The 14,166-nt window shown below is 38.8% G+C and carries 15 protein-coding genes and 1 other annotated feature; all 15 genes read left to right on the top strand.

The features are described 5' to 3' along the window. Positions 1 to 104 precede the first annotated feature (104 nt). The 15 genes from polA to yqeK all read left to right on the top strand — a co-directional run bounded on the left by polA (position 105) and on the right by yqeK (position 14,156). On the top strand, positions 105 to 2,756 hold the full coding sequence (polA, locus tag HMPREF0519_RS06570) for a DNA polymerase I (protein WP_004561627.1): 2,652 nt from the start codon (positions 105 to 107) through the stop codon (positions 2,754 to 2,756). 91 nt (positions 2,757 to 2,847) lie between these two features. Beyond that, positions 2,848 to 3,690: a DNA-formamidopyrimidine glycosylase gene (mutM, locus tag HMPREF0519_RS06565; RefSeq protein ID WP_004561626.1), complete on the top strand. Its 843-nt coding sequence runs from the start codon at positions 2,848 to 2,850 to the stop codon at positions 3,688 to 3,690. Further along, positions 3,683 to 4,276 carry a dephospho-CoA kinase gene (coaE, locus tag HMPREF0519_RS06560; protein WP_004561625.1) on the top strand — a complete coding sequence of 198 codons (594 nt, stop codon included), beginning with the start codon at positions 3,683 to 3,685 and terminating at the stop codon, positions 4,274 to 4,276. Before mutM ends, coaE begins: the two co-directional genes overlap by 8 nt. A gap of 11 nt (positions 4,277 to 4,287) precedes the next feature. Continuing rightward, complete coding sequence (gene nrdR / locus HMPREF0519_RS06555; RefSeq protein WP_035444783.1) at positions 4,288 to 4,782, top strand: transcriptional regulator NrdR; 495 nt, start codon at positions 4,288 to 4,290, stop codon at positions 4,780 to 4,782. Beyond that, positions 4,782 to 6,227: a DnaD domain protein gene (locus HMPREF0519_RS06550; RefSeq protein ID WP_004561624.1), complete on the top strand. Its 1,446-nt coding sequence runs from the start codon at positions 4,782 to 4,784 to the stop codon at positions 6,225 to 6,227. Before nrdR ends, HMPREF0519_RS06550 begins: the two co-directional genes overlap by 1 nt. Further along, the gene (dnaI, locus tag HMPREF0519_RS06545; RefSeq protein ID WP_004561623.1) at positions 6,227 to 7,165 is read left to right on the top strand and encodes a primosomal protein DnaI; all 939 of its coding nucleotides are present in this window, start codon (positions 6,227 to 6,229) and stop codon (positions 7,163 to 7,165) included. The genes HMPREF0519_RS06550 and dnaI overlap by 1 nt, the downstream gene beginning before the upstream one ends. A gap of 332 nt (positions 7,166 to 7,497) precedes the next feature. Beyond that, complete coding sequence (thrS, locus tag HMPREF0519_RS06540) at positions 7,498 to 9,441, top strand: threonine--tRNA ligase (protein ID WP_040472734.1); 1,944 nt, start codon at positions 7,498 to 7,500, stop codon at positions 9,439 to 9,441. 59 nt (positions 9,442 to 9,500) lie between these two features. Then, positions 9,501 to 9,633, top strand: a sequence feature (ribosomal protein L20 leader region). A 38-nt stretch (positions 9,634 to 9,671) separates the two neighbouring features. Then, positions 9,672 to 10,181 (top strand): translation initiation factor IF-3, encoded by a 510-nt coding sequence (gene infC / locus HMPREF0519_RS06535; protein WP_004561620.1) that lies wholly within the window; start codon positions 9,672 to 9,674, stop codon positions 10,179 to 10,181. A gap of 30 nt (positions 10,182 to 10,211) precedes the next feature. Further along, positions 10,212 to 10,406, top strand: a complete 195-nt coding sequence (gene rpmI, locus HMPREF0519_RS06530; RefSeq protein WP_003554358.1) for a 50S ribosomal protein L35 — start codon at positions 10,212 to 10,214, stop codon at positions 10,404 to 10,406. Between the two features lie 63 nt (positions 10,407 to 10,469). Next, the gene (gene rplT / locus HMPREF0519_RS06525; protein ID WP_003554356.1) at positions 10,470 to 10,826 is read left to right on the top strand and encodes a 50S ribosomal protein L20; all 357 of its coding nucleotides are present in this window, start codon (positions 10,470 to 10,472) and stop codon (positions 10,824 to 10,826) included. An 83-nt stretch (positions 10,827 to 10,909) separates the two neighbouring features. Continuing rightward, entirely contained in the window at positions 10,910 to 11,425 is a 516-nt protein-coding gene (locus HMPREF0519_RS06520; RefSeq protein ID WP_003554354.1) for a YqeG family HAD IIIA-type phosphatase, read from the top strand. Positions 11,426 to 11,434: 9 nt separating this feature from the next. Then, on the top strand, positions 11,435 to 12,571 hold the full coding sequence (gene yqeH / locus HMPREF0519_RS06515) for a ribosome biogenesis GTPase YqeH (protein ID WP_004561619.1): 1,137 nt from the start codon (positions 11,435 to 11,437) through the stop codon (positions 12,569 to 12,571). 18 nt (positions 12,572 to 12,589) lie between these two features. Further along, positions 12,590 to 12,901, top strand: a complete 312-nt coding sequence (locus tag HMPREF0519_RS06510; RefSeq protein ID WP_003560737.1) for a YhbY family RNA-binding protein — start codon at positions 12,590 to 12,592, stop codon at positions 12,899 to 12,901. Between the two features lie 21 nt (positions 12,902 to 12,922). Further along, positions 12,923 to 13,555, top strand: a complete 633-nt coding sequence (locus HMPREF0519_RS06505) for a nicotinate-nucleotide adenylyltransferase (protein ID WP_003560735.1) — start codon at positions 12,923 to 12,925, stop codon at positions 13,553 to 13,555. Then, positions 13,545 to 14,156 carry a bis(5'-nucleosyl)-tetraphosphatase (symmetrical) YqeK gene (gene yqeK, locus HMPREF0519_RS06500; protein WP_003560733.1) on the top strand — a complete coding sequence of 204 codons (612 nt, stop codon included), beginning with the start codon at positions 13,545 to 13,547 and terminating at the stop codon, positions 14,154 to 14,156. The genes HMPREF0519_RS06505 and yqeK overlap by 11 nt, the downstream gene beginning before the upstream one ends. Positions 14,157 to 14,166 lie beyond the last annotated feature (10 nt).

Raw genomic sequence — 14,166 nt, 5'->3', positions numbered from 1 at the left:
TCCCCGGTTTTTTTCATGCTTGGATTTTCGTTTGTCAAGGTCTTATTATTGCCTGTTACGAGTGGTAAAATTAACTTATAAGACTATCTTGTGAGGAGAATTTAATGACTAAAAAATTATTATTAATCGATGGCAACAGTATTGCGTTTAAAGCGTTTTATGCACTTTATAATTCATTGGAGCGCTTTACCAATTCATCCGGATTACATACATCTGCTATTTATGGATTTAATCGAATGTTAGACAAAGTTCTCCAAGAAGAGAAACCAACGGATATTTTGGTGGCCTTTGACGCTGGCAAAACAACTTTTCGAACTAAAATGTTTTCTGACTATAAGGCAAACAGGGCAAAAACGCCAACCGAACTATCGGAACAGTTTCCTTTTATCCGAGAATTGGTCAAAGCTCGAGGAATTTCATCTTATGAACTACCTGATTACGAAGCCGATGATATTATCGGTACCTTGGCAAAAGAGGCAGAGGACAAGGGAGATTATCAAGTTGTCATTTTGACAGGTGATCGGGACCTGACACAATTAACTTCTGACAAAACAACTGTTCAAATTTCAAAAAAGGGGACAACGGATCTTGAAAAATATACACCTCAACATGTAGAAGAAAAGTTGGGTGTTAAACCTTCACAAATCATCGATTTTAAAGGACTAAAGGGAGATAATTCTGATAATTACCCTGGCGTCACAAAAGTTGGTGATAAAACTGCAATGAAATTGGTTCAGCAGTTTGGCTCAATCGAAAATATTTATTCAAATATTGATCATGTTTCGGGGAAAATGCTTAAGGAACATTTGCTAAACGATAAGGATAAAGCAGAACGTGGTAAAGTTTTAGCAACGATTAAACGAGACGCACCGATTAAAGTGTCCTTGGATGACTTAAAATATGAGGGCGACAACCTAGATAAGCTGACCGATTTTTATGAACGAATGGGCTTCAAATCTTTTCTGTCAAATCTTGGTGTTGACGCAACAGATAAAAATGAAATTGAAAACATTCAATATACGAAATTAACTTCAGATAATCTTGATCAGTTAAACCAATTTAAGGATGAAGTATCCTTTTACTTAGAAATGGATGATGAAAATTATCATACGGCCAATTTGATGGGGTTTGTGCTTGGGCATGAGGCTCAGTGGTTTGCGTCAAATGATATTTCTTTATTGAACACTAAACAGGTTAAAGCGATTCTCGAAAGTTCAACTGTTCAAAAAAATGTGTTTGATGCCAAACGGACTTACGTTGGGCTTTATCGGTCTTCAATCACGCTACAAAATGTTGATTTTGATATGTTGCTGGTTTCATATTTGCTTAATACAACTAATAATAGTAATGATGTTGGCACAGTCGCAAAGCTTCATGGGTTTGCAAACATTAAAACTGATGAAGAAGTTTACGGAAAAGGTGCGAAGAAGAAAATCGATCCTGAAGTACCCGAATTCTTTGATCATATTGTTCACAAGGCAAAAGCGATTGATCAATTGCATAATGATATGTTTAAAGCACTTGATGAACATAATCAAACAACCTTGTATCGGGATATTGAAATTAAGATTGCTTTTGTGTTGGCTAAAATGGAGATTGCGGGAATCAAAGTAAATCCAGAGACGCTTGAACAGATGGGAAGCAAATTTAAAGAACGCTTGGCTGAAATTGAACAAACCATTTTTCAAGAGGCTGGTGAAGAATTTAATATCGGTTCTCCTAAACAACTCGGTCATATTCTTTTTGAAAAGATGCGGTTGCCGATTCTAAAGAAAACCAAGACCGGTTATTCAACTTCAGTTGATGTATTGGAAAAGTTAGCACCCGATGCGCCTATCGTGCAAAATGTTTTAAATTATCGTCAAATTTCGAAATTACAATCGACTTACATTGATGGTTTGTTAAAAGTGATTCATAGGAATGATTCAAAAGTTCATACAAGATATTTACAAACATTGACGCAGACCGGCCGTTTGTCTTCCGTGGATCCGAATTTGCAGAATATCCCGGTTCGCTCCGAAGAGGGACGTTTAATTCGTCAAGCATTTATTCCTTCCCATGAAAATTGGCAGATTTGGTCATCTGATTATTCGCAGATTGAATTGCGTGTTTTGGCATCCATTACCGGAGACAAGAATATGCAGGAAGCCTTTCGGGAGGGAGAAGATATTCATGCAACAACGGCCCGAAGAATTTTTGGGTTGGCTTCAAATGATGATGTGACACCTGAGTTAAGGCGGCAGGCAAAGGCAGTTAATTTCGGAATTGTTTATGGCATTAGTGATTACGGATTGGCTAATAACACTGGTATTAGTCGAAAACAGGCTCATCAATTTATTCAAAGGTATTTTGAGGAATATCCGGGTGTCAAAAAATATACAGAAGATATTGTTGAATTCGCTAAAAATCATGGTTATGTTGAAACCATTGCTCATCGACGTCGTTATTTACCTGATATTCATTCAAGGAATTTCAATTTAAGGTCCTTTGCGGAACGAACAGCAATGAACACACCCATTCAAGGGAGTGCAGCAGATATCATTAAAATTGCGATGATTAATATGGATGAGGCATTGAAGCCTTTAAAAACGCGCATGCTGCTTCAAGTTCATGATGAATTAATTTTTGAGGTTCCTAATGATGAAATGGAAACTGTCGAAAAGTTAATTCCAAAAGTGATGGATTCTGCAATCAGGCTTAACATTCCATTAAAAGTAGAGAGTCATTGGGGAAAGACTTGGTATGAGGCTAAATGAAGCAAGATATTATTGTTTGATTGACAGATTATTGCTTTATTTAGGCAACAATTTTTAAGCGTTTAATTAAGTAGAATCAAGGAGATAGATTATGCCTGAATTACCAGAAGTTGAAACTGTTCGAAGGGGCCTGACCGAACTGGTTGCAGGAAGTCAAATTCGGACGGTAGATGTGTTATATCCTAAAATGATTAATTTACCACCTGAGGATTTCACAAACGCACTCAAAAATCAGATCATTAAAAAAATTGATCGCCGGGGTAAATATTTATTTATTCGGATTAACAATGGATTAACAATTGTATCCCACCTTCGAATGGAAGGAAAGTACGATGTTGAGCCTGAAGGAACACCTCTAAGCAAGCACACTCATATTGTTTTTCATTTAACCGATGGGCGTCAGCTTCGATATAATGATACGCGAAAATTCGGTAGAATGAACTTGGTTGACACCGGGCATGAACTGACTGTGGCTGGATTAAAAACAATAGGTCCTGAGCCGACTGAAAGGGACTTAACCTTAGATTACATGAGAAAAATATTTGGTAAAAGTAAAAAGCTGGTCAAGCCGTTTCTTTTGGATCAGAGTAATATTGCCGGCTTGGGAAACATTTATGCCGATGAGGTGCTTTGGTTAAGCAAAATCAACCCTAAGCAGCCTGTCAATACACTATCAGTGGTAGAACTCAAATTACTCCGTAAAAGTATTATTGATGAAATCAAAAGGGCAATTGATGGTCACGGGACTACTGTTCATTCCTACTCCAATGCTTATGGCGAAGCTGGCAATTTTCAAAATCATTTAAACGTCTATGGTCGACAGGGAGAACCTTGTCTTAGGTGTGGTACACCTATTGAAAAAATCAAACTGGCCCAAAGGGGGACACATTTTTGCCCAAATTGTCAGGTGATTCACGGTGATCGTCATGAATAAAGTGATTGGATTAACAGGTGGTATTGCAACGGGAAAATCGGCAGTGAGCACTTTTCTTGGCAGGAAAGGCATTCCGATAATTGATGCAGACATCGTGGCACGTCAGGTTCAAGAGCCCGGTGAGAACGGTTTAAAAGCAATCATAGCGGAATTCGGTCAGGAAGTATTAGCGCCAAGCGGTTGCCTTGATCGAACCAGACTCGGGGAAATTGTTTTTCAACATCCTCAAAAATTAAAACGACTTGTTCAAGTGATGGATCCCTTCATCAGAGAAAAAATCATTCATGAAATTGATCGTTACCGTGATAAGCAATTAACGGTCCTAGACGCCCCAACTTTATTTGAAAACGGGTATACTTATTTGACAGATTCAATTGTTGTTGTATATTGTGATCCAGTGACTCAAATGAAACGTTTAAGACGCAGAGATGATTTAACAATTAGTCAGGCGTCTGCCAGAATTAAAAGCCAGTGGTCACTGCAGACAAAATGTGATTTGGCTGATACAATTATTTATAATTCAGGTAGTTTAGAAAATACAAATATGCAAGTAGAAGATTGGTTACAACAAGAAAAGAAATATTAGAGGTGAAAGCCATGCAATGTCCTCATTGTGGATATAACGGGTCAAAGGTTGTCGATAGTCGACCAACCGATGATGGTCGTGTCATTCGGCGCCGTAGAGAATGTGAACACTGTGGCTTTAGATTCACGACGTTTGAACGGGTCGAAGCAACACCACTTCTGGTTATCAAAAAAAATGGCAATCGAGAAGAGTTTAACCGCGAAAAAATTCTTAAAGGTGTCGTGAGGTCGGCTGAAAAGCGGCCGATTTCAATGGATGCGATTACTGATTTGGTTGATCGGGTTGAAAATAAAGTTCGTTCTTCAGGTGAAAATGAAGTTACCAGTCGTCAAATCGGAGAGTATGTGATGGAGGAACTGGTGAATCTGGATGAGATTGCGTATATCAGGTTTGCCAGTGTTTATCGTCAATTTAAGGATATGTCTGTTTTTTATAAAGAACTCAAAGAAGTTATGGAGAAGGATAAGAAAAAGAATGCTGCTAAACAGCATCCTGAGGAGAAGTAATGTTAAATTCGGAAAATAAATTAACTCCCGATTCGAAATATCTTGTTTTGAATGCCAGTGCAAACAAAAGTGTAGATCAAAGTGTTCTTACCAACTTGTATTTACCAATTATTGGGCGGGGTGCAGTGCAGCTTTATAATTTACTTTGGTCATTGAGTGTGAGCGATCATAATCGATTGATTCTTCATAAACATTTTGAACTCCAAAGTATTTTGGATATTGGTATTGACAAATTATTACGGTATCGCCGTAAGCTCGAAGCAGTTAATTTATTAGTCACATCCGTCTCACTTACTTCACCTGATAGTTATGTTTATTCCATGAGAGAGCCATGCACGGCAACCGAGTTTTTAAAAACTGATATTTTGTCGATTTTACTTTTGGGAAGAGTGGGTGAGGATACCTATAACCGAATTGTTGCTCGGCTGTTTATTCCAATGCCGGATGTTGGTCAGGTTAAGAATGTCTCGGCTTCGCTCCTTGATGTTTTTCAGATCCCAGAAAATTCTGTTAAAAATATTCCTGGTCCGGTTAATATTGCCAAGCAAACCATCTCAGGGAATTCTGCTGAACTGAATCATCTTTATTTGGAAGCTTCAAAAGAGGAGTTTGATTTCAATCTTCTTTTGGATATTTTAGAAAATTCATACGTTGATGCTGCCAGTGTTAAGGCGGCACAGCCATTGATTTTGTCTGAGTATTCACTTTATGGTATAGATGAAATTAAAATGGGTGAATTGATCAAAAAAGCGACAAATCTAAACACGAATAAATTGAATCAGAAAAGTTTGAAATTCATTATTGCACGCGACTTTACACAACCACAAGTTAGGGTGACGGATTCAATAAACAAGAATCCTGAAGATGATGCGGATGCTCAACAACTGGTACAACAATTTGATCAGCCCACTCAACAAGTTATCCAGATTAGTAAAGAAAATGCGCCGATTAGCTTTTTAAAGCAAATCAAGGACCAAAAGGGCGGTATGGTAACTGCTGGTGAGCAACGAATGATTCGAGAACTGGTTTCGAAGGGATTGCTTCCGCGTGAAGTTATTAACGTTCTTATTTACTATGTTCTCATCGGAATTGGAAACTCAACCCTCAATCAAAACTTGGTTAATACAATTGCGGATAATTGGGCTCAACATCATGTAACGAATGCAGAAAAAGCTATTTTACAGGTTCAAAAACGAGCTGAAGAAAAGCAGGAAAAAGAGACACAACGATCGCGACGACGATATTCATCCGGTGGCCGCCGACAGATTACAGAAACACTTCCTGACTGGGCAAAGAAAGAAAAGCAGCAGACTAAGGAAGCATCAAAAAAGGCAAAGCAGTCGGCTGAGCAACAGAAAACAGGTCCTGATGAAGCAGAACGAAAGCGAGTTAATGAAGAGTTGGCAGAGTTGCGGAAGAGAAAAGAGAAACGAGGTGAGAACTGATGGAACCGGTTAGCAAATATATTCAGCAGTTTTTGAAGGAACGAACAATTAACGGAAAGGGCGCAAGAAAAAGCTTTCAGGTCGCTGTTAGGCAAATTGAAACGGATCCTGAAATTCAACAGTTTCTAAAAGAAAATAAGTCGAAGTTGGCAGAGGATGCAGCTCAACGATCTATAGCAAAGCTTCGTGAATATTTAATGGTTCGTGATACATTGAAGAAAAAACAAAAATCATTTGTACCGGGATATGTGCCAAAGCTTGTTGTCAGCGATCATTTGATCGAAGTTTCTTACGCACCATCGGCTGAGACGCTTAATAAGCAAAAGGCCGAACGACTGGCACGACGTGTTACGACTATTTCAATGCCCAAAGATATTCGCAATGCATCGCTTGATAATTTTGATCAAACCGACTGTCGATATCGGGCATTTGCAAAAGCCGTTCACTTTACTTCAAAGTATATGGCCAAAGACCAGTTTGAACCTGGTTACTATATTTACGGGCCTTTCGGTGTTGGTAAAACTTATTTATTAGGTGCACTTGCTAATGATTTGGCGGATAGTGGCGTATTGACAACGTTGGTTCATTTTCCCAGTTTTGAAAGTGAAATGAAGGCGTCAATTTCAGATAACAGTTATCTAGACAAAATTGATGCTGTCAAAAAATCACAGATTTTAATGTTGGATGATGTTGGTGCCGGTTCGTTGTCATCGTGGGTACGTGATGAAGTTCTGGGCGTTATCCTTGAATATCGAATGCAGCAGCAACTACCGATGTTCTTCAGTTCAAATTTGTCCATGGAGCAATTGGAAGAAGAGTGGCTGACATTTAACAATCACGGTGACGCTGAACCGTTAAAGGCACAACGGCTCATGCAACGAATTAGGTTCCTATCTCGCGAGGTAGAAATGCCGGGTCAAAATCGTCGGCCAATGTAAATTGTTTAATTTAGATTGACAACTTTAAGAAGGAATCCTATACTTAAAAGCAATGAATCAAGAAGATATGATAATCATTTCTCATCAAAGGGAGGACGGCTCTAAACTGAAAGGCTGTTTGTTTAGAAAATGGTTGTTACCACTTTTTGATAATCGGATTGCGGATAATGCTATCCCGGATGGTCCCGTTAGCAACCACTTGAGAGCTTTTTGGTGAAGTGGATACTTTTCCAAAATCCAAAAGGGTGGAACCGCGCTAATAACGTCCCTAGTATACAATTGTGTACTAGGGATTTTTTGTGGTTCTAGAAAGAAAAAAGGAGTTAGAGGATATGTCAAAACTTTCATTTGAATTTCCAGACGGTAGTGTAAAAGAATTTGACGACGGCGTTACCGCTGAAGACATTGCAAAATCGATTTCAATTAGTTTAGGGAAAAAGGCTGTTGCCGGAAAGGTTGACGGTCAGTTTGTAAATGATAACGAGCCTTTACATAAGGGTGGTAAAGTCGAAATCGTCACAGGCGACAGTCAAGATGGCCTGAATGTTCTTCGAGAAACTGCGGCTCAAGTACTTAAAGCTGCAATTGCTTCAAATTTCAAGGATATTCGTTTTGGTGAAAGTGCAGCCGATGATGATGGCTTCTTTGTTGATACCGATAAGCCTGAGACTCAAATCAGTGTTGATCAATTAGACAGTTTAACAAAATCGATGCAACAAATTATCAGCAAAGATTTACCTATTAAGGTCACGTTCTTAAGTAAAGACGATGCACTGAAACAAGTTGTTGGGGACCCATATCAGACTGAACTTATTAACGAAATTGCTGATGGTAATCAGGTTAAGTTCTTCGAAATTGGTGATTTCAAGTCTGTTGCTGAAGGTGCTGTTTTACCATCGACTGGTAAAGTAAAGATCTTTAAATTATTATCTGTTGCCGGTGCTTATTGGCAAGGCAAGTCGTCAAATCCAATGCTTCAGCGGATTTACGCAACTGCCTTTAACAAACAATCTGAACTTGATGAAGATTTAAAGAAGCGTCAGGAGGCTCATGAACGTGATCATCGAGTAATCGGTAACCAACTCGACTTATTCTTTGTTGATCCTAAAGTCGGCGCAGGGCTGCCATATTGGATGCCAAATGGTGCGACTATTCGACGAACAATCGAACGTTATATTGTCGATAAAGAAGTTGCTAATGGCTATGAACATGTTTACACACCTGTCTTGGCAAATCTTGACCTGTATAAACAATCAGGTCACTGGGAGCATTATCGTGAAGATATGTTTCCACCAATGGACATGGGCGACGGTGAGGAACTTGAGCTGCGTCCTATGAACTGCCCCAGTCATATTCAAATTTACAATCACCATATTCGGTCATATCGTGAGCTCCCGTTGAGAATTGCTGAATTAGGGATGATGCATCGATATGAAAAGTCTGGTGCTTTAAGTGGCCTACAACGGGTTCGTGAAATGACACTTAATGATGGCCACACATTTGTTGCTCTTGACCAGATTCAAGAAGAGTTCCAAAACATTTTGAAATTAATGGTTGAAGTTTACCATGATTTTGATATAAATGATTATACGTTCCGTTTGAGTTATCGTGATCCTGAGAATACTGAAAAGTACTTCGATGACGATGAAATGTGGAATCGTGCTCAAAGCATGTTAAAGGGTGCTATGGATGAGCTTGGCTTGGATTATGTCGAAGCGGAAGGTGAGGCTGCATTCTATGGTCCCAAGTTGGATGTCCAAACTAAAACTGCGCTTGGCAATGAAGAAACATTGTCGACAATTCAACTAGACTTTATGTTGCCGGAACGATTCGATCTTCATTATGTTGGAGAAGATGGTAAGCAACATCGTCCGGTCATGATTCATCGTGGCCTGGTTTCAACAATGGAACGATTTGTTGCTTACCTGACTGAAATTTATAAGGGTGCTTTTCCGACATGGTTGGCACCGCATCAAGTTAAGATTATTCCGGTTTCACAGGATAAACATGGGGATTATGCTAAGCAGATTAATGATCAGTTGCGTCGATTGAAGATCCGTTCGTCCGTTGATACCCGAGCTGAAAAGATGGGATATCTGATTCGGGATGCTCAAACACACAAGATTCCGTATACACTGGTTGTTGGTGATGAAGAAGTCAATGGCAAGAGCGTTTCTGTTCGTCGTTATGGTGAAAAAGAGACACAAGCAGAATCATTAGATACGTTTGTTGATGAAATTCAAAAGGACATTGCATCGTATTCGCGTAATGATTAATCGCAAACAGTTAATGATTGTTGACACGATTATTAATCAATGATATTATATTTAAGTTGACATGAAAGCAGAGGCAACCCGCTTCTCGCCTTAGTAAAATTATTTTGCTGGGCATGATATCGAGTAAGAACCTGTTCAACTAGGTTCTTTAATGGTGGCGGGTGCATTGCGTACCCGCCACTTTTCTGCTTTTTCAAATTATTTGGAGGTGAAGCACCATAGCTAAAGATATGATGGTTAATGAAGGAATCCGCGCACGCGAGGTTCGTTTGATCGGTCCTAATGGTGATCAACTAGGTGTTAAGTCAAAGTCCGAGGCACTTAAATTGGCTGAAGACGCTGAATTGGACTTAGTTCTTGTTGCTCCGAAAGCAAAACCACCAGTTGCTAAGATTCTTGATTATGGGAAATATCGTTTTGAGCTTCAAAAGAAGGAACGAGAATCTCGTAAGAAACAAAAAGTCATCAGTGTCAAAGAAGTACGATTAAGCCCAACAATAGATGTTAATGATTTTAACACCAAACTAAAGAATGCTAAGAAGTTTTTGGCAAAGGGCGAAAAGGTTCGAGTTTTAATTCGTTTTAAAGGACGTGCCATTACACATAAGGAAATTGGTCGAAACGTTCTCGAAAGAATGGCTAAGGAAACAGATGATGTTGCAACTGTTACCCAGCGGCCGAAAATGGACGGAAGAAGTATGTTCTTAATGCTTTCGCCAAAGGAACCCGATAATAAATAATTATTTAAATTTTGAGGAGGATTTTTACCAATGCCTAAACAAAAAACAAACCGTGCCGCAGCAAAGCGTTTCAAGAAAACTGCAAACGGTGGAATCAAGAGTGCCCATGCATATACAAGTCACCGTTTTCACGGTAAGACAAAGAAGCAACGTCGCCAACTTCGTGGTACACATATGATGGATCACACTAATCTTAAGACTTATAAGAAACTGCTTGCAAAGTAATTTTCTTGTAACATCATGCAACTAGATTAATTATATTGATATTTATCATAGGAGGAATTCAAAATGCCACGAGTAAAAGGTGGAACAGTTACACACGCACGTCGTAAACGTGTTTTGAAATTAGCAAAAGGTTATCGCGGTGGTAAGTCACGTTTATTCAAGACTGCTAAAGACCAAGTTATGAAGTCACAGGTTTATGCTTTCCGTGACCGTCGTGCCAATAAGGGTAACTTCCGTAAAATCTGGATTGCCCGAATTAACGCTGCTGCTCGTTTAAACGATCTTAGCTACAGCAAATTGATGCATGGACTTAAGCTTGCCAACATTGACATGAACCGCAAGATGCTTGCTGAATTAGCTGTCAATGATGCTGATGCTTTTAAAGCACTAACTGATGAAGCAAAAAAGGCTCTTAAGTAATTTCGATATGCTAAAATTAACTTTCACCGATAATTTTGGTGGAAGTTTTTTAAATAAAAACTATTAAAACTAAGGAGGAGCATATGTTGTCAAAATTTAGACCAACTTGGATGATTGAGAGTATTTATAATGTATCTCCTCAGTTCTTGTTGGAAAATAATATCAACTGTGTTCTAACCGATCTGGACAATACTTTAGTTCCCTGGAATTCTAAAAAAGGGTCGGAAGAATTAAGATCCTGGCTTCATGAAGTCAAAAAGTATGGGATTAAAGTCATCGTCGTTTCAAACAATAGTCATAAAAGAATTCAAAAAGCTGTTCAAGATTATGAGCTGCCATTCGTTCCACGTGCGATGAAGCCTTTAACAATTGGCATTCGTCATGCATTAAAGTCGTTTAATTTGAATAAAAAAAATACGGTTATGATTGGTGATCAACTTTTAACAGATGTTGTCGCTGCAAACAGTTGTCATGTTCGAAGTATTCTTGTTAAACCGTTGGTTGACAATGACGCTTGGAACACGACACTTAATCGTTGTCTAGAAAAGATCATTTGGAATAAACTGATTAAAAAGTATCCTAATTTACATTGGGAATAGGAGGAGAGCATGTCAGAAAATGAAGTTGTAGTTGATGGTGAGGTTGTTCACTGTATTGGTTGTGGTGCAAAGGTCCAAACAACGAATAAAGATGCATTGGGGTATACACCAAAATCAGCTTTGGAAAAGGGACTGCAAAATGGTGAGGTATATTGCCAAAGATGTTTTAGATTACGCCATTACAACGAAATCGCACCGGTCAGCTTGTCTGATGATGACTTTCTGAAGTTGTTAACCAGTATTTCCGGCACAGACTCCTTGATCGTTTATGTTGTTGATATTTTTGATGTTAACGGGAGTTTGATTCCGGGACTGCATCGATTTGTTGGGGATAATCCAGTTTTACTTGTGGGTAACAAGTTGGATGTCTTACCGGCTTCTATTAAGGAACGCAAGGTGCGTGATTGGCTGCGTCAACGCGCTAATTCGGCCGGTATTCGACCAATTGACGTTGAATTAATTTCAGCTAAGACTAATTTTGACGTTGATCATCTGCTTGATCAAATTGAAAAGTATCGAGATGGCAAGGACGTTTACGTTGTTGGGGTTACTAACGTAGGCAAATCTACTTTAATCAACGCGGTTATTCGTCAGTCTACCGGTATTAAGGAATTAATCACGACGTCTCGCTTTCCGGGAACAACATTGGATCGAATTGATATTCCATTAAACGATGGGCACTCAATTGTTGATACTCCTGGGATTATTCAACCTGAACAGATGGCACATCATTTGGTCGGTAAAGAGCTGAATTTGGTAACGCCTCAGAAAACAATTAAGCCAAAGATTTATCAATTGAACCCTGAGCAGACGTTATTTTTTGGCGGTGTTGCCCGTTTTGATTACGATTCAGGTGATGGAAAACATGGATTTACGGTATATGCTGAAAACAACTTATATATTCACAGAACAAAGTTGGAGAACGCCGAAGCCTTTTATGAAAAGCATTTGGGAGACTTATTATCACCTCCAAGTGAAAATCGAAAAGATGACTTTCCGCCATTGGAACGTCACGAATTTAAAACCTCGCAAAAAAGTGATGTAGTGATTGAAGGCTTGGGTTGGGTAACGGTTCCAAGTGATGTTGTTGTTTCAGGATGGGCACCGAAGGGCGTTTCAGTTTTGATTCGACCAGCAATGATTTAGAAGACTAAAGGGGTATTTATGGAATTAACAGGGAAGCAAAAACGCTATTTACGAGCATCAGCTAATCGGATGAGACCTATTTTTGAAATTGGTAAAAATGGTCTTTCAAAGATATGGCTTGAAGAGGTTGTAAAAGCACTTGATACTCGAGAGCTGATCAAAATTAATATTTTGCAAAATGCAGCTGTTACCACTGATGATGTTCAAGGCTTTATCGAAGGAAACAGCGATATTACAGTAGTCCAGAAGTTGGGGAAGACGCTAGTGCTGTTTAAGCAATCCGCAAATAAGGATAATCGTGATCTATCAAGCAACGTTTTTTCAATCTAATTAGTATCGAGGTATTTCAAAATGGTTAATGTCAGTCAAACAGTACAAACTTTACCCAAAACAAAGGTTGTCACTCAGGGAAAGCGTAAGCGGGTTGGAATCTTGGGTGGTACTTTTAATCCTATTCATAATGGTCATTTAATTATTGCCGAACAGGTGCGTGACCAACTTGGATTAGATCGGGTTTATTTTATGCCGGATGCAAATCCACCTCACGTAGATCCTAAATTTGCGATTGACGCCAAGGATAGAGTTGCAATGGTTAACTTAGCAATTACTGGAAACTCTAAATTTGCGATTGAAATGACTGAAATTTTCAGGGGTGGGGTTAGTTATTCGTACGATACAATGCTGGATTTAACGCGTCGACACCCGGAGAATCAGTACTATTTTATTATCGGTGGTGATATGGTAAATTATTTATCAAAGTGGCATCGAATTGATGATTTAGTTAAGTTGGTTTCCTTTGTAGGGGTCAAACGTGATGGTTATACACCATCATCAAAATATCCTATAATTTGGGTAGACGTACCGTACATTGATATTTCTTCGACACTGATCAGGTCTAAAATTCGCCAGCATCAGTCTATTCGTTATCTAGCACCGGATGCTGTTTTGAAATATATAAAGGAGAATCAGTTGTATGAAAAATAGTCAAATGACGTATCATGAACAAATTGTGCCATATTCTCGAAAAAAATTAGTTAAAAAATTGAAAGATGCCTTAACGGATAGTCGTTATCAGCATGTTCTGAGGGTAGAACAAACTGCAATGGATTTGGCTGAGAAAAATAATGTTGATATTGAACGGGCAAGCATTGCCGGTTTGGTTCATGATTATGCCAAACAACGACCTGATAAAGATTTTATTAAAGCAATTCATGAGTATCAACTAAATCCAATTTTGTTGAATTACGGTAATTCAATTTGGCATGGTGTGGTTGGCTGGCTATTTGTTAAAAATGAACTTCAAATTAATGATATTGAAGTTTTGAATGCTGTTAGATACCATACAGTAGGCCATCAATATATGACCCCTTTGGAACAAATCGTTTATATGGCTGACTATATTGAACCTGGTCGTGACTTTCCGGGAGTTGATGACGCGAGGAAAATTACCTTTTCTAATTTACAGAAAGGCGTTGCCTATCAAACTAAGCAGACGCTAAGTTATTTGGTGGCACATAATAAACCAGTTTTTCCACAAACTATCATCACTTATAATAGCTGGGTACCAAAGTTTGATTTGAAATAAGGAGAATTTT

Origin of the sequence: Lentilactobacillus hilgardii DSM 20176 = ATCC 8290 (genome assembly GCF_000159315.1) — a bacterium.
In the GTDB taxonomy this organism is placed as follows: Bacteria; Bacillota; Bacilli; order Lactobacillales; family Lactobacillaceae; genus Lentilactobacillus; species Lentilactobacillus hilgardii.
Note: the sequence above shows the minus strand (reverse complement) of the source record. Positions and strands in the feature narration are given on the sequence as shown.

Coding starts and splice junctions, on each gene's coding strand:
- rplT (WP_003554356.1), top strand. CDS start 10,470: ATGCCACGAGTAAAAGGTGGAACAGTTACACACGCACGTCGTAAACGT.
- HMPREF0519_RS06520 (WP_003554354.1), top strand. CDS start 10,910: ATGTTGTCAAAATTTAGACCAACTTGGATGATTGAGAGTATTTATAAT.
- HMPREF0519_RS06510 (WP_003560737.1), top strand. CDS start 12,590: ATGGAATTAACAGGGAAGCAAAAACGCTATTTACGAGCATCAGCTAAT.
- thrS (WP_040472734.1), top strand. CDS start 7,498: ATGTCAAAACTTTCATTTGAATTTCCAGACGGTAGTGTAAAAGAATTT.
- mutM (WP_004561626.1), top strand. CDS start 2,848: ATGCCTGAATTACCAGAAGTTGAAACTGTTCGAAGGGGCCTGACCGAA.
- nrdR (WP_035444783.1), top strand. CDS start 4,288: ATGCAATGTCCTCATTGTGGATATAACGGGTCAAAGGTTGTCGATAGT.
- infC (WP_004561620.1), top strand. CDS start 9,672: ATGATGGTTAATGAAGGAATCCGCGCACGCGAGGTTCGTTTGATCGGT.
- HMPREF0519_RS06505 (WP_003560735.1), top strand. CDS start 12,923: ATGGTTAATGTCAGTCAAACAGTACAAACTTTACCCAAAACAAAGGTT.
- rpmI (WP_003554358.1), top strand. CDS start 10,212: ATGCCTAAACAAAAAACAAACCGTGCCGCAGCAAAGCGTTTCAAGAAA.
- yqeK (WP_003560733.1), top strand. CDS start 13,545: ATGAAAAATAGTCAAATGACGTATCATGAACAAATTGTGCCATATTCT.
- HMPREF0519_RS06550 (WP_004561624.1), top strand. CDS start 4,782: ATGTTAAATTCGGAAAATAAATTAACTCCCGATTCGAAATATCTTGTT.
- polA (WP_004561627.1), top strand. CDS start 105: ATGACTAAAAAATTATTATTAATCGATGGCAACAGTATTGCGTTTAAA.
- yqeH (WP_004561619.1), top strand. CDS start 11,435: ATGTCAGAAAATGAAGTTGTAGTTGATGGTGAGGTTGTTCACTGTATT.
- dnaI (WP_004561623.1), top strand. CDS start 6,227: ATGGAACCGGTTAGCAAATATATTCAGCAGTTTTTGAAGGAACGAACA.
- coaE (WP_004561625.1), top strand. CDS start 3,683: ATGAATAAAGTGATTGGATTAACAGGTGGTATTGCAACGGGAAAATCG.